The sequence below is a fragment of the Parafrankia sp. BMG5.11 genome, assembly GCF_004337455.1.
Genome location: NZ_SJXI01000035.1, coordinates 21,776 through 48,178, shown reverse-complemented (window position 1 = coordinate 48,178; position 26,403 = coordinate 21,776). Strand labels below are relative to the sequence as shown.

The following is a 26,403-nucleotide window of genomic DNA, read 5'->3' as shown; positions in this document are numbered from 1 at the left end:
CGCTGCCGCGGCCGGTCACCGAAGGCACCGGTCGGGGCGACACCGGGTGGGGCCGAGCGGTCCACGGGCACGGGCGCCGCGTCGGCGCGGGAAGGAACGGGCGAGGTGGCTAGGGCGGGAGAGTCCGGCCGGGCGGGGGTCCGTCGGTCGACGGCGCCGTCCCGGGGCACGGGCGGAGCGCGGGCCGCCGCGGACGCGGTGCGTGCGGAGCTGCGCCGCCGTCTGGAGCCCAGTCTGGCGACAGCCGGCTTCGACCTTGAGGACATCTCCGTCACGCGGGCCGGGGCACGCAGCGTGGTCCGCGTCGTCGTGGACCGGGACGGCGGCGTCGATCTCGACGCCGTCGCGGACGCCAGCCGGCTCGTCTCGGCGGTCCTGGACGGCGAGGACGTCGGCACCGGTGGTGCTGACGGTGCTGGCGGTACCGGTGGCGCCGCGGGTGGCTCGGGCGCGAGCCCGATCTCCGGGGCCTACGTGCTCGAGGTGACCTCGCCCGGGGTCGACCGGCCGCTGGTGGAGCCGCGGCACTGGCGTCGCGCGGTCGGCCGGCTGGTGGTGGTCCGCCGGGCGGACGGCGTCGAGGTCGAGGGCCGGGTGCTCTCCGCCGACGACGAGGGCGCCGATCTGGCGGTGCCGACGGCCCCGGCCCGGCGTGGGCGTCCCGTGCGCCGGCGGATCGAGCGGGTGGTCTACGCGACCGTGGCACGCGCGGCGGTTCAGGTCGAGTTCGGGTCGGCGACCGACGCCGACGGCGACGGCGACACCGATGTTGACGCCGATGCCGGCGCCGCGCTCCCCGCCGGCGCAGATCTCGGCCTTGACGCCGAGAGCGATGTCGATCTCGACGAGGGTCTCGAGGACGACGAGGGTCTCGAGGACGAGGACGAGGACGATGAGGACGGTCCTGAGGACGAGTACGGCGCCGCCGGCGGTGGCGCCCCCGCCGCGTCGGCGGCGGACGAGGTAGTGGAAGATCATGGTGCCGTGGACACGGAAGCGGGCCTGATCGGCCGGCCCGGCAAGGAGATGAACCGGTGAAGCTCGACGTCGCTGCGCTGCGGGGAATCGAGCGCGAGAAGGAGATCGCCTTCGACACGCTCGTCGAGGCGATCGAGACCGCGTTGTTGACCGCCTACAAGCACACCACCGGATCCGCCGACGACGCTCGGGTGGTGATCGACCGGACCAGCGGCGAGGTCGCGGTCTTCGCGCGGGAGAGCGGCCCGGACGGGACGTCCCGCGAGTGGGACGACACCCCGGCGGACTTCGGTCGGATCGCCACGATGACCGCCAAGCAGGTCATCATGCAGCGCCTGCGCGAGGCCCAGCAGGAGGTCACCTACGGCCAGTACGCCGACCGCGAGCACGAGGTGGTCTCGGGCGTGGTCCAGCATCACGAGCAGCGGGCCGGTTCCCGCGTCGTGCTGGTCGATCTCGGCACGGTGGAGGGCGTGCTGCCCCCGGCCGAGCAGGTTCCCGGCGAGCGCCTGGAGCACGGTGACCGGATCAAGTGCTACGTGGTGCACGTGGCCCGCGGGATGCACGGCCCGACGGTCACCCTCTCGCGGACCCATCCAGAGCTGGTGAAGGGCCTGTTCCGGTTGGAGGTGCCCGAGGTCGCCGACGGCACGGTCGAGCTCGCCGCGATCGCCCGCGAGGCCGGTCACCGCACGAAGATCGCGGTGCGTTCGAAGGCGGCCGGGGTGAACCCGAAGGGCGCCTGCATCGGCCCGATGGGCAGCCGGGTGCGTGCCGTGATGGCGGAGCTGCACGGAGAGAAGATCGACATTGTCGACTGGTCGGCGGATCCCGCGTCCTTCGTGGGCAGCGCGCTCTCGCCGGCCAGGGTGTCCCGGGTGGAGGTCACCGACCTGGCGAGCCGTTCGGCGCGGGTGGTCGTTCCCGACTACCAGCTCTCGCTCGCGATCGGCCGGGAGGGGCAGAACGCCCGGCTGGCCGCCCGGCTCACCGGATGGCGGATCGACATCCACTCCGACACCGAGGGTAGCGAGCCGCGCGCGGAGCGGCCGGCCGGGGAGGCCCCCCGTCGTCCGGGGACGGGGACCGGGCCCCGGAGGTCCTCCGCGACGGGCGGCCACTCTCGGGGCGCAACGGGATAGACTTGATGTGGCGCGCCGTGCGGAGCCGACTGCCATGCAGAGCCGAGTCGTTTTGCCGGGTCGATTTGCAGGGTCCAGTGGTCCTGGAGGGTCCAGTGGTCCTGCAGAGCTCAGTCGTCCTGCAGACCCGAGTCCTCGAGTGACCCCCGACCGAGCACCACGTTCGAACGCCGAGCGGGGTTCTCTCCGGGACTCTGGACCGATTCGTACCTGTGTCGGTTGTCGAACCCGGGCGGCGCGGTCGAGCCTGTTGCGTATCGTCGTAATCGGCGGGGAGCTCCTTCCGGACGTTCGCCGTCGGATGCCTGGCCGGGGCGCCCATGTGCACCCCGATCCGGCTTGCGTCGATCTCGCGGAGCGCCGCAAGGCGTTCCCGCGGGCGCTCAGGGTTGCGGGGCCGCTCGGGCTGAAGCAGGTCAGAGCGCACCTGGAACAGCGCACGCGCAACGTGTGCATGTAGAACAGTGGTACGGCCCGCGTGTCCTGACGCGGGGGCCGGTGGGACAGCGGAGCGGCGGCCAGGGCCGAGAGATCGGTCCCGGGTGGCCGCGCCGGCAGGCGACGCCAGATCGACGTCGACACGGAAGCAGGTCGAGACAGCGATGACCGCGCAGTGAGAACGCAGCCATGATCACGACCGGCAGGTAACGAGGTCACGCGGGCACGGACCGCGGGCCGAAAGAAGGAGCACCGTGGCAGGAAAGGCCCGCGTACACGAGCTTGCGAAGGAGCTCGGCGTCGACAGCAAGACCGTGCTCGCCAAGCTCAAGGATCTCGGTGAGTTCGTGAAGTCCGCCTCGTCCACAGTCGAGGCACCCGTGGTTCGGAAACTGAAGGAGGCCTTCCCCGCGGAAGGCTCCGCTCCGTCCTCGCGTCCCGGCGGTCGTCCGGGCAACGGCGCGCGACCGATGCCGCCGCCCCGTCCGGGGCCCGCCATCGGCCGTCCCGGCCCAGGTTCCGGCACCGGTCCCCGGCCCGGCCCTGGTGGCCGTCCGGTTCCCGGTCGCCCCGGTCCGGCCCCGCTGCCCGGGGCATCGCGCCCGTCCACCCCGACGGCCGCGCCCCAGTCCCAGCCGGCTCAGTCCCAGCCGCCCCAGTCCCAGCCGGTGGCGCCGCAGCCGTCGCAGGCTCCGCGCCCCGCCGCGGCCGCGGCATCCGCCGCGCCGCCCGTGGCGCCGGCCCCGGCACCCTCGGCTCCCGCCCCGGCTCCGGTCACCTCGGCCCCGACGGCCGCCACGCCGCCGGCCGCACCGCAGCGGCCGGCTCCCGGTGGCCCGCGTCCGGGTCCCGCCGCGCCGGGTCGTCCGCGTACCGGCGGCCCCGCTGGTCCTGGTGGCCCCGGCGGCGGCCCGCGTCCCGGGCCCCGGCCCGGCCCGCGGCCGGCCGCGCCCGGTAACAACCCCTACACCTCCCCGGCGGCCGGCCCGCGTGCCGCGTCCGGTCAGGGTGGTTCCCCCTCGGCACCGCCGCGTCCCGGCGCGCCGCGTCCGGGCGGTCCGCGTCCGGGCGGTCCGCGTCCGGGTGGGCCCGGTGGCCAGCGTCCGTCGCCGGGGCAGATGCCCCCGCGTCCGGGCGGCTCCGGCGGTCCCCGGCCGACCCCGGGCCAGATGCCCCCGCGTCCTGGTGGCTCCGGTGGCCCGCGGCCGAACTCGAACATGTTCCAGCCCCGTCCGGCAGGTGGCGCCCCGGGCCGTCCCGGTGGCGGTGGCGGCCCCGGCCGTCCCGGTGGCGGTGGCGGTGGCCCGCGTCCCGGTGGCGGTGGGTTCGCTCCCCGTGGGGGAGCCCCCGGCCGTCCCGGTGGCGGCGGTGGCGCTCCGGGTCGTCCCGGTGGCGGCGGTCCCGGTGGCGGCGGTCGTCCGGCCGCCGGTGGCCGTGGTCGCGGCGGGACGACGGCGGGTGCCTTCGGTCCTGGTGGCCGTGGGCGTCCCGGCCGGCAGCGCAAGTCCAAGCGCGCGAAGCGGCAGGAATGGGAGAGCGGGCTCGAGGCGCCGCGCATGGGGGCGATGGTCCCGCGCGGTAACGGGCAGGCGATCCGGCTGCCGCGTGGCGCGTCGCTCGCCGACTTCGCGGACAAGATCGACGCGAACCCCGGTGCCCTCGTCCAGGTGGTCTTCACCCAGCTCGGCGAGATGGTCACGGCGACGCAGTCCTGCACGGACGAGACCCTGCAGCTGCTCGGTGTGACCCTGGGCTACGAGGTCCAGATCGTCAGCCCCGAGGACGAGGACAAGGAGCTGCTGGAGAGCTTCGACCTGTCCTTCGGCGGCGACTACGCCGACGACGTCGAGCTGTCGGCCCGTCCGCCGGTGGTGACCGTCATGGGTCACGTCGACCACGGCAAGACGAAGCTGCTCGACGCGATCCGGTCCACGGACGTCGTCGGCGGCGAGGCCGGTGGCATCACCCAGCACATCGGCGCCTACCAGGTTCGCGCGGTGGTGGACGGGACCGAGCGCCCGATCACCTTCATCGACACCCCGGGCCACGAGACCTTCACCGCGATGCGTGCCCGTGGTGCGCAGGTGACGGACATCGTGGTCCTGGTGGTGGCCGCCGACGACGGTGTGAAGCCGCAGACGATCGAGGCGCTGAACCACGCGCAGGCGGCCAACGTGCCGATCGTGGTGGCGGTGAACAAGGTCGACAAGGAGGGCGCGGACCCGGCGAAGGTTCGCGGCCAGCTCACCGAGTACGGCCTGGTCGCGGAGGAGTACGGCGGCGACACGATGTTCGTCGACGTCTCGGCCCGCAACCGGACGGGCATCGACGAGCTGACGGAGGCGGTCATCCTGACCGCCGACGCCTCGCTCGACCTGCGCGCCCCGACCGGTACCGAGGCTCAGGGCGTCGCGATCGAAGGTCGTCTCGACCGCGGTCGCGGCCCGGTGGCCACGGTGCTCGTCCAGCGTGGCACGCTGCGTATCGGTGACTCGGTCGTCGCCGGCGAGGCCTTCGGCCGCGTCCGGGCGATGCTCGACGAGAACGGCGCCCAGGTGTCCGAGGCGGGGCCGGCGCGGCCGGTGCAGGTCCTCGGTTTCACCAGCGTCCCCGACGCCGGCGACAACTTCCTGGTTGTGCCGGAGGACCGGGTCGCCCGCCAGATCGCCGAGCGCCGACAGGCCCGCGAGCGCAACGCCGAGCTGGCGCTGAGCCGTGGCCGCCCGACGCTCGAGACGATCCTCGAGCGGATGAAGGAGGGCGAGAAGACCCAGCTCAACCTCATCCTCAAGGGCGACGTCTCCGGTTCGGTGGAGGCTCTCGAGGACGCCCTGCTCAAGATCGACGTGGGCGACGAGGTGGGTCTTCGGATCATCGACCGCGGTGTCGGCGCGATCACCGAGACCAACGTCATGCTGGCGTCGGCCTCCGACGCGGTCATCATCGGCTTCAACGTCCGGCCGCAGGGCAAGGCGACGGAGCTGGCCGACCGCGAGGGCGTCGAGGTCCGCTACTACTCGGTGATCTACCAGGCCATCGAGGACATCGAGAACGCCCTCAAGGGCATGCTCAAGCCGGTGTACGAGGAGGCGCAGCTCGGCACCGCCGAGGTGCGCGAGGTCTTCCGCGTACCGCGGGTGGGCAACGTCGCCGGTTCGCTGGTCCGGTCCGGCATCATCCGCCGCAACACCAAGGCCCGCCTCATCCGGGACGGCGTCGTGGTCGCGGACAACCTCACCGTCGAGTCGCTCAAGCGGTTCAAGGACGACGCGACCGAGGTCCGCGAGGGCTACGAGTGCGGTATCGGGCTCGGCTCGTTCAACGACATCAAGGTCGATGACGTGATCGAGACCTTCGAGCAGCGGGAGGTTCCCCGCACCTGACCCCGAAACGCCTGGGGCCGGCCGGATGACCATTCCGGCCGGCCCCGGTGCGCCGGGCGCCCTGGCGGGAGACGATCATGTGGATCGGGAGCCTGACGCTGGACATCCTCCTCGGGGATATCCATTCCCTGAAGGAGAAGCGGTCGGTCGTCCGGCCGGTGGTCGCCGAGCTGCGCCGGCGGTTCGCGGTCAGCGCCGCGGAGACCGGCGGCCTGGACCTGCACCGCCGCGTGGAGATCGGGGTCGCGGTGGTCGCCGCGGACCGCGCGCACTGCGCGGAGGTCCTCGGCGCGTGCGAGGAGCTCGTCGCGCGGCGGCCGGAGTTGGAGATCCTCTCGGCGCGAGTACGGTACCTCTCCGAGGACGACGCCGACGACATGGCCCGTCCTGAGGTGATTTTGCCGTAATTGGCGGATCGGTGTCCGGTGTGCGTGACCCAGGACCGCCGGGCCGCGCAGCCCCGAGCTGCTCAGCCCGGCCGGCTCGCGTCGCGGGCGCATCGCCGCTCCCGCGGGGTACACGGAACAAGGGTGCCCGGCACGCGGGCCAGGGGCATGGTGCAGGGGCACCGAGCAGGGACAACAGCAAGGGCAGAAACAGTGAGGTGTCGACCGGTTCGGCCGGGCACCGTGGTGTCCGCCACCCGGGTCGACCGGGCGACGAGGGAGGTGGACGGTGGCTGATCCGGCTCGTGCGCGCCGGTTGGCGGTGCGGATCCGTGAGGTCGTCGCGTCCACGCTGGAACGCGGTGTGAAGGACCCCCGGCTGGGGATGGTGACGATCACCGACGCGCGGGTCACCCCGGACCTGATGGACGCGACGGTCTTCTACACGGTCTACGGCGACGACGTGGCACGGCAGGCGTCCGCCGCCGCGCTGGAGTCCGCCAAGGGCATGCTGCGCAGCCAGGTGGGCCGGGCGACCGGGATCAAGGTCACCCCGACGTTGACGTTCGTGCACGACCGGCTGCCGGACGACGCGCGGCACCTGGAGGACCTGCTCGACGTCGCCCGCCGGCGCGACGAGGAGCTCGCCCGGGTGCGCCAGGACGCGACGCCCGCCGGCGAGCCCGATCCCTACCGGCGCCCCCGGGACGCCGACGAGCTCGACGGCGACCCGCTGGACGGCGACCCGCTCGACGCCCTGGCGGATGCCGGGCCCGGCGACGGTCTCACTGACGGATTCGGTGACGGGTTCGGCGGTGACGGACCGCAGGCCGGTGGGGACACCACAGTCGCCCGGCAGGAGTCGGCGTCATGACGGTCATGTCCACGGGCACGGAGTCCGCCGGTCGCCCGGCTTCAGCCGGAGGGTCGGGCGGCGCCTCGGCGCCCACCGCGGTCCAGCTCGCGTCGCGGCACGCCGCCGAGAGCCTGGCCGAGGCTGTGCGGGCGCTGCGCGGCGCGGTCGACTCGGGCGGGGGGATCCTCCTGCTCGCGCACGTCAACCCGGACGGCGACAGCCTCGGGTCGGCGATCGCGCTCGGGCTGGCGCTGCGCCGCCTCGGCGCGTCCCCGCGGGTCTCGTTCGATGCCGACCCGTTCGTCGTGCCCCGGACGCTGCGCTTCCTGCCGGGCCAGGACCTGCTCGTCGCGCCCGGTGACCTCGGGGACAGCCCGGAGCTGGTGGTGACCCTGGACGCGGGCAGCGAGGAGCGCCTGGGCTGCCTGGCCCGCCGACTCGCGGTGCCGCGCTGCATCGTCGTCGATCACCACGCCTCGAACACCCTGTTCGGCGACATCAACGTCGTCGACATCGAAGCGGCGTCCACCAGCGTCATGGTGGTGCGCATCATCGACGCGCTCGGTGTCGAGCTCGACCAGGACATCGCCGCCGCGGTCTACACCGGGCTGGTCACCGACACCGGCTCGTTCCGGTTCGCCGCCACGACACCGGCCGTCCACGAGCTGGCCGCCCGCCTGCTGGCGACCGGCATCCGGCACGACCTGATCGGCCGGACCCTGTGGGACACGCACCGTTTCGGCTACCTCAAGCTGCTCGGGCAGGCGCTGGAACGCGCCCGCCTCGAACCCGAGTTCGACCTCATCTGGACCTGGTGCACCGAGGCCGACCTGCGGGTGGCGGGCATCGGCTACGACGAGATCGAGGCGGTCATCGACACCGTCCGCACGGTGTCCGAGGCCGAGGTCGCCGTCGTCTGCAAGCAGGACGGCGACGTCTGGAAGATGTCGGTCCGCTCCAAGGGGGCGGTGGACGTCGGAGCGGTCTGCACCGCGCTCGGTGGCGGCGGGCACCGCTTCGCGGCCGGCATCTCGTCGTCGGCGCCGCTGGAGACCGTGATGCGTGTCTTCCGCGAGGAGCTCACCCGCGCTCCCCGCCTCGCCGGGTGATCCCTCCCGTGCCTTCTTCTGAACGTCCCACGGCGGCCGAGCGTCCCGCGGCCGTCGACGGCCTCGTCGTCGTGGACAAGCCCGCCGGCTGGACGTCACACGACGTCGTCGCGCGGTCCCGGCGCCTGCTGGGCACCCGCCGCATCGGCCACGCCGGCACCCTGGACCCGATGGCGACCGGTGTGCTCGTGCTCGGCGTCGGCCGAGGAACCCGCCTGCTCGGCCGGCTGGCGCTGACCGCCAAGGTGTACGAGGCCACGATCCGGCTCGGCCGCACCACCACGACGGACGACGCCGAGGGCGACCCGGTGGCGGACCGCCCGGTCGATGTCGGCGCCGGCCCGCTCGCAGCGGCGATGGCGGAGCTGACCGGGGAGATCGACCAGGTCCCGTCCAGTGTCAGCGCGGTGAAGGTCGCCGGGGTGCGGGCCTACGACCGGGTCCGGGCCGGCGAGGAGGTGACGCTCGCGCCGCGGCGGGTCACCGTCAGCCGGTTCGAGCTGCTCGCCCGGCGCGGCGAGACCGACCTGGACGTCGTCGTCGCCTGCTCGAGCGGGACGTACATCCGCGCGCTCGCCCGGGATCTGGGGGCCGCGCTGGGCTGCGGCGCCCACCTCACCGCGCTGCGGCGCACCGAGGTCGGGCCGTTCGGGCTGGCCGAGGCGGTGACCCTCGACGCGCTCGCCGAGGCCGCGAACGCGGCCGTCGTGCCGCTGGGGGCCGCGGTGGCGGCGACCTTCCCGCGCCGCGACGTGGACGGGGAGCAGGCCCGGGACGTCGCCTACGGGCGGCGGCTGCCCATGCTCGGCAGCCCGGGGCCGTACGGCGTGTTCGGGCCGGACGGAGCGCTCCTCGCGCTGTTCGAGGAACGGGACGGCACGGCCCGCCCGATCGTCGTCTTCGCGCCCGCGTAGCGCCCCGCCTGCGCTGTCACCCGCGCTCACCTGGTGTTCCGTCGGTGTGCGGACCCGGCGCGTCCACCCGGCGTGCGCATCGGGCGCGGGTCCGTCGCCGGCGCCCGGACCGGCCGTCCGCCGTGGCCGCCCGGATCGCGATCGTAGATCGACTCGTGATGCCCTAGGCTTCGGCAGGTGCGACGTTGGCGCGGAGTGGAGAACACCCCGGACGACTGGCCGGGAGGAATCGTCACCATCGGCTTCTTCGACGGCGTCCACCTCGGGCACCGGCGGATCATCGGCCGGGCGGTGGAGCTGGCGCGCGAGCGCGGGCAGCAGGCGGCCGTGGTGACGTTCGACCCGCACCCGGCGGAGGTGCTGCGCCCCGGCACCCATCCCGCGCTGCTGACGACCCTGCGACACAAGGCCGAGCTGCTCGAGGGCGTCGGCGTCGACGCGCTGTGCGTCGCCCCGTTCACCCTCGACTTCAGCCGGATGACCGCCGAGGACTTCGTCCACGAGATCGTCGCCGGGCAGCTGCGCGCGACCGGCGTGGTCGTGGGGGAGAACTTCACCTACGGCCACCGCGCCGCGGGGAACGTGGAGACGCTGGCCCGCGGCGGCCGTTCCGAGGGCTTCACCGTGGAGGGGATCGGCCTCGTCCACGCGGACGAGCAGGTGCTCTCCTCGACGGCGATCCGCCGGCGGGTGGCCGACGGCGACGTCGAGGGCGCCGCGGCGGCCCTCGGCCGGCCGCACCGGGTCGAGGGCGTGGTGGTGCACGGGGACGCGCGTGGCCGGCTGATCGGCTACCCGACGGCGAACCTGCAGTGCACGCCGTGGGCGGCGGTTCCCGGCGACGGGGTGTACGCGGGCTTCGCACGGTGGTCCGGCCAGCGGCGGGCGGCCGCGATCTCGATCGGCACCAACCCGACCTTCGAGGGCCGTGACCGCCGGGTCGAGGCGTTCCTGCTCGACTTCGACGGCGACCTCTACGGCGAGTACATGGTCTACGAGTTCACCCACCGGCTGCGCCCGACGCTGCGCTTCGACTCGGTCGACGAGCTCGTCCTGCAGATGGCGCGGGACGTCGACGCCACCCGCGCGGCCACGCTCCCCGTCTGACACAGCGCGTCCGCGCCGGGGGTGCCGACGGTCGGTGCCGGGGCGGGTCTCCCGGGGTTGATAAGCTTCCCCTTCAAGCGGGAGCGGTGTGTCCGGTGACGGCGTGCCGGTGGTTGGCTCGTGGCGGTTGCTGATGTTCGCAGGTGTTGACGCTCGTGCGCAGGTGTTGACGCTCAGTGGTCGCTGAGGCTCGGCGGTGGTCGGGAGATTCGGCGAAGGTCGATGTTCCCGGGCGGTCGCCGGCGGTGGAGCCACGGCCGACGGCGTACACCGGCAGGAGGCTCGGGTGATGCAGACCCCGAGCGCGCGCCGTCCCGGATGAGGAACGAGGTGGAGCGTGCCGCTCTCTGGCGACGTCAAGCAGAAGATCATGTCGGACTACGCCACGGTCGACCGGGACACCGGTTCGCCCGAGGTGCAGGTCGCGATGCTGACCCGTCGCATCAGTGACCTGACGGAGCACCTGAAGGTCCACAAGCACGACCACCACAGCCGGCGCGGGCTGCTCCTGCTCGTCGGGCGCCGCCGGCGGTTGCTGAACTACCTGGCGAAGACGGACATCAACCGTTACCGCGCACTGATCGAGCGACTCGGTCTGCGTCGATAGTCAGGAGAGGGAGCGCCCCGGTGGCGCTCCCTCGGCACATCGGGGGTAGATACCGGTGTGCCGGGCCGTCGGCGGCCAAGGGCCGCCGGCGGTCGGCAGGACCCAGCCGGGTCCGCGCGGCATGAGCCGCCGGTCCTCGGTCGTGGCCGCCGGAACGAGCGCCGTCGGCGCCGCCCCGGAGACTTCGACTGAGCACCGGCATCCTCCATGGCGCGGGCACGGCCCACGATGAGGATGGAGTATCGAGTGGACGACTCGACACAGGCGGCAGAGGCCGTCATCACGACCCCGGCCGGGGCCCGTACGGTCCGTTTCGAGACCGGTCGGCTGGCCCGGCAGGCCGCTGGCGCGGTCGTCGCCCACCTGGGCGACACGATGGTCCTCTCGGCGACGACGGTCAGCCGCTCGCCGAAGGAGCAGCTGGACTTCTTCCCCCTGACGGTGGACGTCGAGGAGCGGATGTACGCGGCCGGGCGCATCCCCGGCTCGTTCTTCCGCCGCGAGGGCCGCCCCAGTGAGGACGCGATCCTCACCTGCCGGCTCATCGACCGGCCGCTGCGGCCGTCGTTCACCAAGGGGCTGCGCAACGAGATCCAGGTCGTGGCGACCGTGCTCGCCCTCGACCCCGACACCCTGTACGACGTGGTCGCGATCAACGCGGCGAGCGCGTCGACGATGCTGGCCGGGCTGCCCTTCAGCGGGCCGATCGGCGCCACCCGGGTCGGCTACGTCGACGGCGACTGGATCGCCTTCCCGACGCACAGCGAGCTGGAGCGGGCGACTTTCGACATGGTCGTGGCCGGCCGCGTTCTCGAGGACGGCTCCGACGTCGCGATCATGATGGTCGAGGCGGAGGCGACGCCGGGCACGGTGGCCCTGGTCGCCGGGGGCGCGCCGGCACCGACCGAGGAGGTCGTCGCCGCGGGGCTGGAGGCCGCCAAGCCGGCCATCCGCGAGCTGTGCCGGGCGCAGAGCGAGCTGGCCGCGGGCGCGGCGAAGCCGGTGCGTGAGTTCCCGCTGTTCGTCGACTACCACGACGACGTGCTGGAGACCCTGACGGCCGCGGTCGGCGAGGAGCTGGCGGCGGCGCTGCGCATCGCCGGCAAGGCCGAGCGCGAGACCGAGCTGGAGCGGGTCCGGGCGCTGGCCGTGGAGAAGGTGTCCGGCCAGTTCGAGGGCCGCGACAAGGAGATCGGCCCGGCCTACCGCGCGCTGACCAAGAAGCTGGTCCGCTCGCGCATCGTCACCGACGGCGTGCGCATCGACGGCCGCTCCACGACCGAGATCCGCGAGCTGTCGGCCGAGGTCGACTACATCCCGCGGGTGCACGGCTCGGCGCTGTTCGAGCGGGGCGAGACGCAGATCCTCGGCGTCACGACGCTGGCGATGCTCCGGATGGAGCAGACCGTCGACACGCTCAACCCGGACCGCACCAAGCGGTACATGCACAACTACAACTTCCCGCCGTACTCCACCGGTGAGACCGGCCGGGTGGGCTCGCCGAAGCGGCGCGAGATCGGCCACGGCGCGCTCGCGGAGCGGGCGCTGCTGCCGGTGCTGCCCAGCCGCGAGGAGTTCCCCTACGCGATCCGCCAGGTCTCCGAGGCGCTGAGCTCCAACGGCTCGACGAGCATGGGCTCGGTCTGCGCGAGCACGCTGTCGCTGCTGAACGCCGGTGTGCCGCTGAAGGCCCCGGTCGCGGGCATCGCGATGGGCCTGATCCGGGAGGGCGACGCCTTCGTCACCCTGACCGACATCCTCGGGGCAGAGGACGCCTACGGCGACATGGACTTCAAGGTCGCCGGCACGCAGGAGTTCGTGACCGCCCTGCAGCTGGACACCAAGCTCGACGGCATCCCGGCGTCGGTGCTCGCCGGCGCGCTGCAGCAGGCGCGGGCGGCCCGGCTGACGATCCTCGAGGTGATGGCCGAGGCCATCGGCGGGCCGGACGAGATGTCCGCGCACGCCCCGCGGGTCATCTCCGTGAAGATCCCCGTTGACAAGATCGGCGAGGTCATCGGGCCTAAGGGCAAGATGATCAACCAGATCCAGGCGGACTCCGGTGCGGAGATCACCGTCGAGGACGACGGCACGATCTACATCGGTGCCGCCGACGGGCCGGCGGCCGAGACCGCCCGCTCCGCGATCAACGCGATCGCGAACCCGCAGATGCCCGAGGTCGGCGAGCGCTACCTCGGTACCATCGTGAAGATCACGAACTTCGGCGCCTTCGTCTCGCTGACGCCCGGCAAGGACGGCCTGCTGCACGTCAGCAAGCTCAAGCAGCTCGCCGGCGGCAAGCGCGTCGAGAAGGTCGAGGACGTGCTGTCGGTGGGCCAGAAGCTCCAGGTGGAGATCACCGAGATCGACGCCCGCGGCAAGATCAGCCTCGCGCCGGGCGCGGAGTCCATCGACACCGTAAGCGCCGGATCCTGACAGGAGCGCAGTGACGGAGACGGATCTGTCCACCTCGGACGACCGCACCTCGGACGGTCGCACCTCGAACGACCGCACCCCGGGCCTGGCCGGGCCGGAGCACGCCTCCGGCCCGCGCCCGGCCCGGGTGGCCGAGCTTCTCGCGGCGGGTCCCGGTTCCGAGGTCCTGCTCGCCGGGGCCGTGCGCCGCACGGTGCTGCCGGGCGGCCTGCGGGTCGTCACGGAGAAGGTCCCCGGGGTCCGGTCGGTGGCGATCGGGATCTGGGTGGGCGTCGGCTCGCGGGACGAGACGCCGCTCACCGGTGGCTGCTCGCACTACCTGGAGCACCTGCTGTTCAAGGGCACCCCGAGCCGGGACGCCCTGTCGATCAGCGCCTCCATCGAGGCCGTCGGCGGTGATCTCAACGCCTTCACCGCCAAGGAGTACACCTGCTACTACGCGCGGGTGCTCGACGTGGACATGGACCTGGCCATCGACGTCGTCTGTGACATGGTCGCCAACTCGCTGGTGACCGCGGACGACGTCGAGGCCGAGCGGGGCGTGATCCTCGAGGAGATCGCCATGCACGAGGACGACCCCGGCGACGTCGTGCACGACGTCTTCGCCGATGCCGTCCTCGGCTCCTCCGTCCTGGGCCGGCCGGTGCTCGGCACGGTCGACACCATCGAGGCGCTCGGCCGGGAGACGGTCTTCGACTACTACCGCGAGCGGTACGCCCCGCCCGCGCTGGTCGTCTCGATCGCCGGCAACATCGAGCACGACCACGCCCTGGACCGGGTGGTGGCCGCGTTCGCCGACCGGCTCACCGGGCCCGCGCGGCCCCAGGAGGTGCGCCGCGGCGAGTACCCGTTCCCGCCGCCGCCGGGCATCGTCGTCACCAACCGGCCGACCGAGCAGGCCCACGTGGTGCTCGGCACGGCCGGCCTGTCCCGGCACGACCCGCGCCGGTACGCGCTCGGCGTGCTGTCGACGGCCCTCGGTGGCGGGATGAGCTCGCGGCTGTTCCAGGAGGTGCGGGAGAAGCGCGGGCTGGCCTACTCCGTGTACTCCTTCGACAACCAGTTCGCCGACGCCGGGCTGTTCGGCGTCTACGCGGGCTGTACCCCGGGGCGCGCCGACGAGGTGCTGGAGATCTGCCGCGAGCAGGTACACCGGATCGCCGAGCACGGCATCACCGCGGAGGAGCTCGAGCGGGCCCGCGGGCAGAACCGCGGCGGCCTGGTGCTCAACCTGGAGGACACCGGGTCGCGGATGAGTCGGCTCGGCAAGAGCGAGCTCGTCCACGGCGAGCTGCTCTCCGTCGACGAGGTGCTCGCCCGGGTCGAGGCCGTCACACTCGACGACGTGCGGGCCGTCGCCGGCGAGCTGGTCGACCAGCCGTGGGCGCTCGGCGTCATCGGCCCGTTCGAGGACCACGACTTCAGCGCGGCCGTAGCGCGGTGACCCGCGCGGCCGCTGGCGGTACCGGACACGTGGAGGGCACGGGATGATCGGCGTCGGGGTGCTCGGAGCCCGTGGCCGGATGGGCGCGACCGTCTGCGACGCCGTCCGCGCGGCGCCCGACCTGGAGCTGGTGGCCGAGGTCGACGCCGGCGACGACCGCTCGCCGGCGGCGAAGGCCGACGTCGTGGTCGACTTCACCCATCCCGACGCGGTCATGGACAACCTGCGGTGGGCGGTGGAGAACCGCGTCCACGCGGTCGTCGGGACGACCGGGTTCGACGACGCCCGCCTCGCGACGCTGCGCGGCTGGCTCGCCGCCGAGCCGTCGGTGGGCGTACTGGTGGCGCCCAACTTCGGGATCGCCGCCGTCCTGATGATGATGTTCGCCGCCCGCGCGGCGCCGTACTTCGAGTCGGTGGAGATCGTCGAACTGCACCACCCGGGCAAGGCCGACGCCCCGAGCGGCACGGCGCGGCGCACCGCCGAGCTGGTCGCCGCGGCCCGCGCCTCGGCCGGGCTGCCCGCCGCCGGTCCCGACGCGACCACCTCCGCCCTGGACGGGGCGCGCGGGGCGCGGGTTTCGGGTGTACCGGTGCACGCCGTCCGCCTCGGTGGGCTCGTCGCCCACCAGGAGGTGCTGCTCGGTGGGGCGGGCGAGACGCTGACGATCCGTCACGACTCGCTGGACCGGGAGTCCTTCATGCCCGGGGTCCTGCTGGCGGTGCGCGAGGTGGCTGCCCGCCCGGGGCTGACGGTCGGCCTGGAGTCGTTGCTCGACCTCGGCTGACGTTGCTCGACCTCGGCTGACCACCTCCCGAACCGGGCCTGATCACCTCCCGGACACCGGTGTCGTCAACCCGTCACCCGGTCCGGTAGCAGTCCGGCACTACCCGGATGGATAGGTTTCGGGTGTGGTGCGACAAGCGGGCGGGCGGGCGGGGCCGAACACCGGCACGGTCTTCGGCATCGATCTCGGGACGACTTTCAGTTGTCTGGCGCGGGTCTCCGGCGCCGGGGACCCCGAGATCATCCCGTTGATGGACGGGTCGCGGACCCTGCCGAGCGTCGTCCTGTTCGTCGGCCAGGACGACTACATCACCGGCGAGACCGCGCGCCGCCTGGCGCGAGCCCGTCCCGACGACGTGTGCGCCCTGGTCAAACGGCGGATGGGCGACGGCGACTGGCGGTTCGTGACGCACGGCGCCGCCTGGTCCGCCCCGGCGGTGAGCGGGCTGATCCTCAAGGCGCTCGTCTCGGACGCCGGCCTGACCACCGGCGAGCCCGTCCGGGACGTCGTGATCACCGTCCCCGCCTACTTCGGTGACGAGGAGCGGCGCGCCACGGTGCTCGCCGGCGAGTACGCCGGCCTGAACGTCGTGGACGTCATCAACGAGCCCACCGCCGCCGCGCTGTCCTACGGATTCGCCCGCTTCGAGGTCGGCAGCCGCCGGACGCTCACGGGCCCGGGCACGATCGCCGAGGAGGTCGCGCTCGTCTACGACCTCGGCGGCGGGACGTTCGACGTCACCATCGTCGAGCTGGCCGACCGCAGGGTGTCCGTCGTCGCCACCGACGGTGATCACCAGCTCGGCGGGGCCGACTGGGACGAGAAGATCGTGCTGTTCCTCTCCGACCGCTTCCTCGAGGCCCATCCCGAGGCCGACGACCCGCTCGACGACGGCGAGGCGGCGCAGGAGCTGCAGCTCGCCGCCGAGCGCGCCCGCCTGGAGCTGACCGAGGCGACGTCCACGGTGGTGACGGTCAGCCACAGCGGCAGGTCGCTGGACATCACGCTCACCCGCGACGAGCTGGAGCGCCTCACCGCCGGCCTGCTCGACCGCACCGTCACGCTGACCCGGGCCGCGATCGACGCGGCCCGGGAGCGCGGGGTGCGTGGGATCGACCGGGTGCTGCTCGTCGGCGGGGCGTCGCGGATGCCGGCGGTGGCGCGGCGGCTGGGGGCGGAGCTGTCCGTCCCGGTGGAGCTGACCGACCCGGATCTCGCCGTCGCCCGCGGCGCCGCGATCTACGGTGAGAAGAAGGCGCTGGAGCGGATGGTCGCGGCCGACCTGGTCACCCGCGGCCAGCTCGTGGACGGCGCCGCCGTCGACACCGCTGCCGCCGCGGACCTTGATGCCGCGTGTCGACGGCTGGCCGAGGCCCTCGGGCTGTCCGCCGAGCGGGTCCGGCGGACGGTCGAGGTCCAGGTCGTCAACGTGGTCTCCCGTGGCTTCGGTGTGCTCGCGCTGAACCGGTTCGGCGACCAGGGCGCGGTCTTCCTGGTCCACCGCAACGACCGGCTACCGGTCGCGGTCCGCCGTCCGTTCGGGACGGTACGTGACGATCAGGACACGGTGACTGTCTACGTGGTGGAGCAGGCCGGCGGGGTCGCGTCGCCGCGGGTCGAGGACAACAAGGTCATCGCCGAGGCGGAGATCACCGGAATCCCACCGGGCTATCCCGCCGGAACCCAGATTGAAATCATGTTCCGGATGGGCTTTGACGGCATCCTCGAGGTGACGGCACGACACGAGGGGCTCGCCGACCGGCCGCTGACCGTCCGGGTGGAGACCTCGGCGGCGCTGAGCCAGGCCGACGTCGCCCGCGAACGGGAGCAGGTCGCTCGGGCGCGGCGTGAGCGGGGTGAGGGGCCTTTCGGCTCCGGGGCGTCCGGTGGCGGGCCGTCCGGTGGCGATCCGTCCGGGGCGGGCGGCGGGGAGGACCCGCTGCGCAAGGGCCGGCCCGGGGACGACCGCGGCGGGCTGGGCGGCTCGCCCGGCGCGCCCGGCTGGACGTAGCCGCCGCCCTGTGCTGGTGGCGCCGGTCAACCCTGAAGGGGCGGGGCCGGCGCCGGACGGAACGGCCGGAGAGCGTCACGGAAAGGGAGTCCACGGTGCTGCCCTTCGACTCGAACGACTACCGGCGGCGCGTGCTCGCGGCCGTGCATGCCCGCGGCGGCGCCGAGCAGAGCGACCCCTTCGAGCTCTACGACATCCCGATCGAGGAGGCCCCGCGGCTCAGCGATGAGCAGGTCCGGGTGCGGGTCGACGCCGTCTGGGCGTTCTGGCAGCGCAGCCGGGACCATCCCCGCTACCGGGGTGTGATCATCGCGTTGCTGGGCCTGCACGACGAGCTGTCCGCGGCGCTGGCCACCGCCGCCTCCCGCGCCGAGCTCGCCGCCCGGGTCGGCGCCGCGCGCGAGGCTCGCGACGGTGAGCGCTTCGCCGAGCTCGACGCCGCCGTCCGCCGGCTGGTCAGCCGGTTCGGCGGCCTCCCCGAGGACAAGCTGGCCGGGCTGCGCGCCCTCGCCGCCGCGCACGGTGTTGACGACGCCGCGTTCGCGCTGCGCACCCGCAGGTACCGGGTGCTGCCCGCGGGCACGCCCGAGCGGGCGGACGCCACGTCGACGCGCCGGCCCGTCCCGGCCGAGGTGATACGCCAGGTGCGAGCCGACCTCGACGAGCTTGGCCGGATCGCGGGCGTGACCCCGCCGCGGAGCCTGTTCGACCTGCTGGGGATCGCGCCGGGCGCCAGCCGGGAGGAGATCAGGGCCGTCCGCGACGCCGCTGCCGCCCGCAACCGCGAGCGCCGGCCGGACCGGCGGCGGGCCCTGCTGGACGACCTGCTGACCGCCGTGCGGGCCCTGCTCGTCGACGGCGACCCCGAGGCGTATCTGGACGCGCTGGTCGAACCCGTGAAGATTGTGCTGCGCCCGCGGGTCGCCACCGCCGTGCTCATCGAGGACCGCCTGCTGCCCTCGGCCGCCGCCGAGCTTGTCGCGGCGGCCGAGACGGAGGGCCTCGACCCCGGCCGGGCGCGCGCGGTCGTCGCCGACCTCGCCCGCGAGCACGGCGTGGACGCCCCGGTCGTGGCGCGCACCCCGCGGTCGGGGGCCGGCTCGCCCGCCGGTGGGCCGTCCACGGGCGCGGCCTTCGACGGGGACGCGGGCGACGGTCCGGGGAGCGACGGTCCGGGAAGCGGTGGTCGGGGGAGCGGTGGTCGGGGCGGCCCGTCGCCGGTCAACCCGGTGCCGGTGCGTCCTGAGCCGGTGCGTGCCGCCGACTGGCAGAGCGCGCTCTCCCGGGCGCGGGCCGCGCTGCGTGCCGGCCGCCCGATCGCCGCCAGCGACGAGATCACCCGCGCCCGTGAGATCGCCGGGGAGACATTGCCCCCGATCCGGGCGGTCGGCGACGAGGTGGAGCGCGCCATCCGGGCGGCCGGCGAGCGTTGGCGCGCGATCGTCGCGGAGCTCGCCGCCAACCGCCAGCACGCGGTGGTCCGTCTCGCCGACGAGCTGGCCCGCCTCGGCGCGGACGTGCCGGGCCCCGACGGACGCGTCCTCGACGAGGTGCGCGCGGCGGCCCAGGCTCGGTGCGCCCGGGCGGATGACCTCGTCCGGCGGGCCCGGGCGCAGTCCGGCCCGGAACGGATCCGGCTCGCCCGCGAAGCCCTGGCCCTCGCCGCGGACCACGACGAGGCACAGGAGCTGGCGGGGACCTCCTCATCCGGCGCCCATCAGCCGCAGCCGCAGCCGCAGCCCTCGCCCTCGGCCTCGGCGTCGACCGCGACGGCGGCCTCGGACGCGGCAGCAGCGGTGGGATCCGGTGCCGATCCGCTCCCGGCTTCCAACCGGCCGGGCAGGCCGCCGGCCGGACAACCGGCGGGTCAGCCGTCCGGGCAGCGGGTCGAGGCCGGCCGGACCGCGGAGGCCGAGCGCGTCGTCGAACCGCCGAGCGGCGTGGCCGCCCGGTGGGACGGCGCCTCCGTGGTGATCAGCTGGCGGCCGACGACCACCCCCGGCGAGGCCCGCTACCGGATCCGCCGGATCACCGCGGACGGCAACTCGCGCGCGGTCGGGGTCACCTCGGCCACCACCATCGAGGACGGCGGTGTCTTCCGCGGCGCGTCGATCCCCGAGTACGAGGTGATCGCCGGGATCGACGGCGCCTGGTCGCGCCCGGCCCGCTGGCCGAGCCCGACTCCCACCCTCGTTCCCACTCCCACTCCCACGCCCGTTCCCATTGCCACGCCCGTCCCCGGCCCCGCGACCGCTCCGGGTACCGGGCCGGCCCGAGCGCCGGAGCCTGCGCGGGACGCCGCCACGCGGCCGGAACCCGCGGCTGCCACATCCGGGGCACACGCTGAATCCGGCGGGCACGTCGAGCCTGGGCGGCGCGTCGAGCCCGGGGCGCACGCCGAATCCGCTGCGCGCGTCGAGGCCGGGCCGCCGTCCGGGCTGCCGTTGTTCGTGGTGCCGCCGCCGGGGCCGCACACCGCGGCCGACGACGTGGGGCCCGTGCCCGACCTGCGGATGGTCGACGGGCGTCTGTGCTGGACCTGGCCGGTCGGCTGCACGGAGATGATGGTCACGGCGCGGGCGGACCTGCCTCCGGCGGGCGCGCAGGAGCTCGGCTCCACCACACGCAAGGTGACCAACACCCGCTATGACATCGACGGTGGCTTCCTGCTGCCGGCCGTCCGTCCACTGCATGTCGCGCTCTTCGCGTGCGTGCGGGTCCGCGGTGAGCTGGTCGTCGCGGGCACGGCGGCCGGGCGGTGCCTGGTCGATCCCGCCGGTGGGCTGACGGTGGTCGGCCCGGAGCCGCACGGGGGCGCCGGGGCGGCGGCCGCGGGCGTCGCCGGGAGCAACCAGGGGCCCGAGAGGACCACATAGAGGTCACGCGGCCACCGGGGGAGCGCCGGAGCCAGACCGGCCGGTGCGACCCGGTGGCTGCACCACTCGCCGTCCGGAGGGACCCGCGGGCGGCGTTGTATGGTTTCGATCGTGCTTCTCCTGTCTCGACATCGGTGATCGCCGCGCTCTCAGGGTCCGATGAGTGCGCCTCGCCCAGGCGCGCGCACGCAACAGTGTCGAGAACGAGGAGTTTGTCCCGGCCATGGCCGACGCACCGATAGTCCGTCCCACCCCGGTCAGCGGGTTCCCCGAGTGGCTTCCCGACGTCCGGATGGTCGAGCTCCGCTGGCTCGACACCATCCGTGCCACCTTCGAGCGGTACGGGTTCTGCTCCGTGGAGACCCCGTCGGTGGAGGCCCTCGAGGCCCTGATGGCCAAGGGCGAGACGTCGCAGGAGGTCTACACCCTGCGCCGCCTGCAGGCGGAGGACGACGACGACAGCGCGCGCCTCGGCCTGCACTTCGACCTGACCGTGCCGTTCGCCCGGTACGTCGCCGCCCACTTCAACGACCTGGTCTTCCCGTTCAAGCGCTACCAGATCCAGCGGGTGTGGCGGGGCGAGCGGCCGCAGGAGGGCCGGTTCCGAGAGTTCACTCAGTGTGACATCGACGTCATCAACGTCGACAACGTCCCGCTGCACTTCGACGCCGAGCTGCCCCGGATCGTGCACGAGGTCCTCACGACGCTCGCCGTCCCGTCCTGGACGTTGAACATCAACAACCGCAAGATCCTGCAGGGGTTCTACGAGGGGCTCGGTATCGGTGACCCGCTCGCCGTCATCCGCGCCGCGGACAAGATCGACAAGATCGGCGCGCGGGGGGTCGAGGCGCTGCTGACGGGGCCGGTCGGGCTCACGGCCGAGCAGGCGCGCGCCTGCCTCGACCTGGCCCAGGTCCGGGGCTCCGACGCCGGGGTCATCGACGAGATCGGCCGGCTCGGGGTCAAATCCGAGCTCCTGACGGAAGGGCTCGAGGAGCTGGCCCGGGTGCTGGACGACCTGGCCGACCTGCCGGCGGGCGCCGTCGTGGCCGACCTGTCGATCGCCCGCGGCCTGGACTACTACACCGGCACCGTCTACGAGGCCAAGTTCGTCGATGCGCCCGGGTACGGCAGCATCTGCTCCGGTGGCCGGTACGACGACCTCGCGGGCACCTTCATCCGGCGCAACCTCCCCGGTGTCGGGATCTCGATCGGTCTCACCCGGATCTTCGCCAAGCTCGTCGCGGACGGCCTCATCGGCGCGGGTCCGTCCAGCCCGGCCCAGGTGCTCATGGTGATCCCGAGCGACGAGCGCCGCGCCGAGGCGCTGGCGACCGCCCGGCTGCTGCGCGGCCGCGGTCTCAACGTGGAGACCTACCACCAGGCCGACAAGCTGGCGAAGCAGATCAGGTACGCCTCACGCAAGGGCATCGGGCACGTCTGGTTCCCGCCGTTCGCCGACGACCGCCCGCACGAGGTGAAGGACATGGCCACCGGCGACCAGGGCCCGGCCGACCCGACGGCGTGGAGACCCGCGGGCTGACGGCCGACACGGCACCGCACGGCCGACACGGCACCGCACGGCCCCGCGCGATTCACGGTAGGCGCCGAGCGCCACGCGGCCGCGCCGTCGGCCGGCGGCGCGGGAGACGGGCCGGTCGGCAGTCGCGGCCGCGTGGGAGACACGGTGCCCGCCGCGGCGCGGGACCGGCCGGGAGCTGACGGGGGCGGAGACCCCCGGCCGGACCGCGCCACTCGGGCGGGCACCGGACCCCTCGCCGACTGTGGCGAGGCGCCCACATCCGGTGTACCACGGTGCGTCGCCAGTGCCACCGCTGTGTTCCGGACGGGTCACCGGACGGGTAAGTGGGTGACGACACGGGCCGGTTGGGCGGTTCGAACGTAACCGGTCCGGTGCATGCCGATGCCGGTCGGCGGGCGCGGGTTGGTTTCTCGTCGTGGCTCCGTCGATGCTGCTTCCGGATGGCGTGGGTGGAGCCGATACCGTGGGGCGCAGCCGCTCGAGTCCCGCGCCGAGCGGTTTGGACGTCGCCGACCGCGTGCTCACGCTCCGGCTGAGTGCGCACGCCGCGGCTGCGCGCAGGCGATCGGTGCGTGAGCACGGTCTGGCCGCACGGGCGCGGTCCGGCGCGTGAACACGGCTGGCGTGAACACGGTCCGGCTGCGCGGACGTCCACGAGTGGAGACGGTGGAGGTCGCTGTGGTGGAGGTCGGAGTGCCTGACGAGATCGACGAGACCGCCGGGTCGGAGCAGCTCGACGAGCCGAGCCCCGGCCCCGCGGCGGCCCGGATGAAGGTCCAGGTCATAGCCCGAACGGAGTTCCTCCCGCCGGACGACGTCCCGTGGAGCACCGACGCCGAGGGCGGCCAGGCACTCGCGGAGTTCGCCGGTCGCGCCTGCTACCAGAGCTGGAACAAGCCGAACCCGGCGACGGCGACGAACGCCGGCTACCTGCGGCACATCCTCGACGTCGGCCACCTGTCGGTGCTCGAGCACGGAACGGTCTCGCTGTACATCACCGGTGTCTCCCGGAGCCTGACCCACGAGCTCGTCCGGCACCGGCACTTCTCCTACAGCCAGCTCTCCCAGCGCTACGTCCCCGAGCACGATGCGGCCGTCGTCGAGCCCGAGGTGATCGCCACCGACCCCGAGCTGCACTCCCTGTTCACCGAGGCGGCCGCCGCGTCCATGGACGCGTACGCGCGGCTGCTGGAGGGCCTCGAGAAGCGTTTCGCGGACGTGTCCGCGCCGACCTCGCGCCGCAAGCAGGCTCGTCAGGCGGCCCGTTCGGTGCTGATGAACGCCACCGAGACCAGGATCGTCGTCACCGGCAACTACCGTGCCTGGCGGCACTTCATCGGGATGCGGGCCAGCGAGCACGCCGACGTCGAGATCCGCGGGCTGGCGATCGCCGCGCTGCGCGCCCTGCGGGATGTGGCACCGAACGTCTTCGCGGACTTCCGGGTGACCACCCTCGACGACGGCACGGAGGTGGCTTCCAGCCCGCTGGTCGGCGAGGGCTGACCCAGGCCGGGGCTGACGAAGCCGGGCGGGCCCGTTCCGGGCGCGCCGGAGCCCGTCCCGCCGTCCACGCTGGACCATGCCGCCCATGTCCGTCCATGCCGATCGGGGATGCCCGTCGGGAAAGCCGTCCTGACCGCGTCGCGTCCAAAGGGCCGTCAGGCCAGGGCCGTGTCGACGCCCGCAAGGGACCACCGGCCCGGCGTTCACGCGACGTTCGCCCGGGTTTTGTCCGGGCGGAGTTAACCGGGTCCAGCCTTACAACGGATCAGCGTTCCGCCCGGTGTCGAGGGAACGATGGTGGGGTCGCCGGTAACGGCACCCACGCGGTAACGACACATGCGAGGCACGGTACAGACGAGGCAACGGCGCCGAGGCGGGACCAGCAGAGAGGGCGGGCATGATCAACGTCGCCGAGATCGGCGCGGAGTCCGGTGTGCAGAGCACGGGGCCGCTGTCCACCGAGGAGCTGCGACTGATCGACGCCTATTGGCGCGCCGCCAACTACCTCGCGGTGGGGCAGATCTACCTGCTCGACAATCCGTTGCTCACCGAGCCGCTGCGGGCCGAGCACATCAAGCCACGGCTGCTCGGGCACTGGGGTACCACGCCCGGGCTCAACCTCATCTACGCCCACATGAACCGCGTCATCCGCCGCAACGACCTCGACGCGATCTACGTGATCGGCCCTGGCCACGGCGGGCCGGGAATCGTGGCCAACACCTACCTCGAGGGCACGTACAGCGAGATCTACCCCTCCGTCACCCAGGACAGGGAGGGGCTGCGCCGGCTGTTCCGGCAGTTCTCGTTCCCCGGGGGAATTCCCAGCCATGTGGCGCCGGAGGTGCCCGGTTCCATTCATGAAGGCGGTGAGCTGGGGTACGCGCTCACCCACGCCTACGGCGCCGCCTTCGACAACCCGGGCCTGGTGGTCGCCGCCGTCGTCGGTGACGGCGAGGCGGAGACCGGCCCGCTGGCGGCGAGCTGGCACTCCAACAAGTTCCTCGACCCGGTGCGCGACGGCGCGGTGCTGCCGATCCTGCACCTCAACGGGTACAAGATCGCTCAGCCGACGATCCTCGCCCGCATCCCCGAGTCGGAGCTCGACGCGCTGATGCGCGGCTACGGCTACGAGCCGCTGCACGTCACCGGCGATGACCCCGCCGACGTCCACCAGCAGTTCGCCCGGGTGCTCGACACCGCCGTCTCGCGGATCTTCGACATTCAGGACCGCGCCCGCCGCGGCGGCGACTCGTCCCGCCCGGTGTGGCCGATGATCGTCCTGCGCACGCCGAAGGGGTGGACGGGTCCGTCGACGGTCGACGGCCGGCCGGTCGAGGGGAACTGGCGCTCGCACCAGGTGCCGATCGCCGAGCTGCACAACAACCCCGAGCATCTCGCCCTGCTGGAGTCGTGGCTGCGCAGCTACCGGCCCTGGGAGTTGTTCGACGCCGACGGGCGGCTGGTCCCGGAGCTCGCGGCGCTGGCTCCCGTCGGCACCCGCCGGATGAGCGCCAACCCGCACGCCAACGGCGGTGAGCTGCTGCGTGACCTGACGTTGCCGGACTTCCGCGACTACGCCGTCGACGTTCCCCAGCCGGGAGTGGGCTCCAACGAGGCGACGCGGGTGCTCGGCGGCTTCCTGCGCGACGTCATGCGCTCGAACCCGAACACCTTCCGCGTGATGGGCCCGGACGAGACCGCGTCGAACCGCCTCGGGGCGTTGTTCGAGACCACGTCCCGGGCCTGGAACGCCGAGACGGTGCCGACCGACGAGGACCTCGCCCCGGACGGCCGGGTGATGGAGGTGCTCTCCGAGCACCTGTGTCAGGGCTGGCTGGAGGGCTACCTGCTCACCGGCCGGCACGGCTTCTTCTCGTGCTATGAGGCGTTCATCCACATCGTCGACTCGATGGTGAACCAGCACGCGAAATGGCTGAAGGCGACCCGGCACATTCCCTGGCGCCGACCGATAGCCTCCCTGAACTACCTGCTCACCAGCCATGTCTGGCGCCAGGACCACAACGGCTTCTCGCACCAGGACCCGGGCTTCATCGACCACGTGGTCAACAAGAAGGCCGAGATCATCCGGGTCTACCTGCCACCGGACGCGAACACGCTGCTCTCGGTGGCCGACCACTGCCTGCGCAGCCGGCATTACATCAACGTCATCGTCGCCGGCAAGCAGCCGGCACTGAACTACCTGCCGATGTCGGACGCGATCGCGCACTGCACCCGCGGCCTGGGTATCTGGGACTGGGCGAGCAACGACCACACCGAGGACGGCGACGGCACCCCCGACGTCGTCATGGCCTGCGCCGGGGACATCCCGACCCTGGAGACGCTGGCCGCGGTCGACATCCTGCGCCAGAACTTCCCCGAGCTGAAGGTGCGGGTCGTCAACGTCGTCGACCTGATGTGCCTGCAGGCGGAGGCCGAGCACCCGCACGGCATGTCCGACGCGCGCTTCGACGCGCTGTTCACCGAGGACCGGCCGATCATCTTCGCCTACCACGGCTACCCGTGGCTGATCCACCGCCTCACCTACCGGCGGCGGAACCACGGCAACCTGCACGTCCGCGGCTACATCGAGGAGGGCACGACGACCACGCCCTTCGACATGGTCATGATGAACAACCTCGACCGCTTCCACCTGGTCGTGGACGTGATCGACCGGGTCGCCAGCCTCGGCGCCCGCGCGGCGCACGTCAGGCAGCGAATGATCGACGCCCGTCTCGCCGCCCGCGCCTACACCCGCGACCATGGCGAGGACGACCCGCGCATCCGTGACTGGACGTGGCCTTACTGACAGAGGCTTTACCGGGCGGCTGGCCGACCGTCTGACTGGAGGCCTTGCTGGCCGACCGACCCGACCGTCTGACTGGG

At 73.3% G+C, this 26,403-nt stretch carries 18 protein-coding genes; all 18 read left to right on the top strand.

Going from position 1 to position 26,403, the window contains the following annotated elements:
* Positions 1-105 precede the first annotated feature (105 nt).
* Positions 106-1,038, top strand: coding sequence for a ribosome maturation factor RimP (rimP, locus tag E0504_RS23370; RefSeq protein WP_131625893.1), 933 nt, complete (start codon positions 106-108; stop codon positions 1,036-1,038).
* Entirely contained in the window at positions 1,035-2,120 is a 1,086-nt protein-coding gene (gene nusA / locus E0504_RS23365) for a transcription termination factor NusA (RefSeq protein ID WP_020458810.1), read from the top strand. The genes rimP and nusA overlap by 4 nt, the downstream gene beginning before the upstream one ends.
* 34 nt (positions 2,121-2,154) lie before the next feature.
* The gene (locus E0504_RS52215; RefSeq protein ID WP_235014206.1) at positions 2,155-2,580 is read left to right on the top strand and encodes a YlxR family protein; all 426 of its coding nucleotides are present in this window, start codon (positions 2,155-2,157) and stop codon (positions 2,578-2,580) included.
* A 232-nt stretch (positions 2,581-2,812) separates the two neighbouring features.
* Positions 2,813-5,941, top strand: a complete 3,129-nt coding sequence (gene infB, locus E0504_RS23355; protein WP_112107156.1) for a translation initiation factor IF-2 — start codon at positions 2,813-2,815, stop codon at positions 5,939-5,941.
* A gap of 77 nt (positions 5,942-6,018) precedes the next feature.
* Positions 6,019-6,348, top strand: coding sequence for a DUF503 domain-containing protein (locus E0504_RS23350; RefSeq protein ID WP_112107168.1), 330 nt, complete (start codon positions 6,019-6,021; stop codon positions 6,346-6,348).
* Between the two features lie 268 nt (positions 6,349-6,616).
* On the top strand, positions 6,617-7,201 hold the full coding sequence (gene rbfA / locus E0504_RS23345) for a 30S ribosome-binding factor RbfA (protein WP_071060558.1): 585 nt from the start codon (positions 6,617-6,619) through the stop codon (positions 7,199-7,201).
* The gene (locus E0504_RS23340; protein WP_112107158.1) at positions 7,198-8,292 is read left to right on the top strand and encodes a bifunctional oligoribonuclease/PAP phosphatase NrnA; all 1,095 of its coding nucleotides are present in this window, start codon (positions 7,198-7,200) and stop codon (positions 8,290-8,292) included. Before rbfA ends, E0504_RS23340 begins: the two co-directional genes overlap by 4 nt.
* Before the next feature lie 8 nt (positions 8,293-8,300).
* Positions 8,301-9,206, top strand: a complete 906-nt coding sequence (gene truB / locus E0504_RS23335; RefSeq protein ID WP_071060703.1) for a tRNA pseudouridine(55) synthase TruB — start codon at positions 8,301-8,303, stop codon at positions 9,204-9,206.
* A 177-nt stretch (positions 9,207-9,383) separates the two neighbouring features.
* Entirely contained in the window at positions 9,384-10,313 is a 930-nt protein-coding gene (locus E0504_RS23330) for a bifunctional riboflavin kinase/FAD synthetase (RefSeq protein ID WP_071060550.1), read from the top strand.
* A 337-nt stretch (positions 10,314-10,650) separates the two neighbouring features.
* On the top strand, positions 10,651-10,920 hold the full coding sequence (gene rpsO / locus E0504_RS23325) for a 30S ribosomal protein S15 (RefSeq protein WP_020458818.1): 270 nt from the start codon (positions 10,651-10,653) through the stop codon (positions 10,918-10,920).
* A 246-nt stretch (positions 10,921-11,166) separates the two neighbouring features.
* A complete protein-coding gene (locus tag E0504_RS23320; RefSeq protein ID WP_071066376.1) occupies positions 11,167-13,356 on the top strand; it encodes a polyribonucleotide nucleotidyltransferase in 2,190 nt (729 codons plus the stop codon).
* Between the two features lie 10 nt (positions 13,357-13,366).
* Positions 13,367-14,800 carry a pitrilysin family protein gene (locus tag E0504_RS23315; protein WP_112107160.1) on the top strand — a complete coding sequence of 478 codons (1,434 nt, stop codon included), beginning with the start codon at positions 13,367-13,369 and terminating at the stop codon, positions 14,798-14,800.
* A 43-nt stretch (positions 14,801-14,843) separates the two neighbouring features.
* Positions 14,844-15,587: a 4-hydroxy-tetrahydrodipicolinate reductase gene (gene dapB / locus E0504_RS23310; protein ID WP_112107162.1), complete on the top strand. Its 744-nt coding sequence runs from the start codon at positions 14,844-14,846 to the stop codon at positions 15,585-15,587.
* A 124-nt stretch (positions 15,588-15,711) separates the two neighbouring features.
* Complete coding sequence (locus tag E0504_RS23305; RefSeq protein WP_131625892.1) at positions 15,712-17,598, top strand: Hsp70 family protein; 1,887 nt, start codon at positions 15,712-15,714, stop codon at positions 17,596-17,598.
* Between the two features lie 95 nt (positions 17,599-17,693).
* The gene (locus tag E0504_RS23300; protein WP_131625891.1) at positions 17,694-20,474 is read left to right on the top strand and encodes a hypothetical protein; all 2,781 of its coding nucleotides are present in this window, start codon (positions 17,694-17,696) and stop codon (positions 20,472-20,474) included.
* A gap of 223 nt (positions 20,475-20,697) precedes the next feature.
* Positions 20,698-22,017: a histidine--tRNA ligase gene (gene hisS / locus E0504_RS23295; protein ID WP_131625890.1), complete on the top strand. Its 1,320-nt coding sequence runs from the start codon at positions 20,698-20,700 to the stop codon at positions 22,015-22,017.
* Positions 22,018-22,785: 768 nt separating this feature from the next.
* A complete protein-coding gene (gene thyX, locus E0504_RS23290) occupies positions 22,786-23,520 on the top strand; it encodes an FAD-dependent thymidylate synthase (RefSeq protein WP_071066395.1) in 735 nt (244 codons plus the stop codon).
* A 397-nt stretch (positions 23,521-23,917) separates the two neighbouring features.
* A complete protein-coding gene (locus E0504_RS23285) occupies positions 23,918-26,326 on the top strand; it encodes a phosphoketolase (RefSeq protein ID WP_071066382.1) in 2,409 nt (802 codons plus the stop codon).
* Positions 26,327-26,403 lie beyond the last annotated feature (77 nt).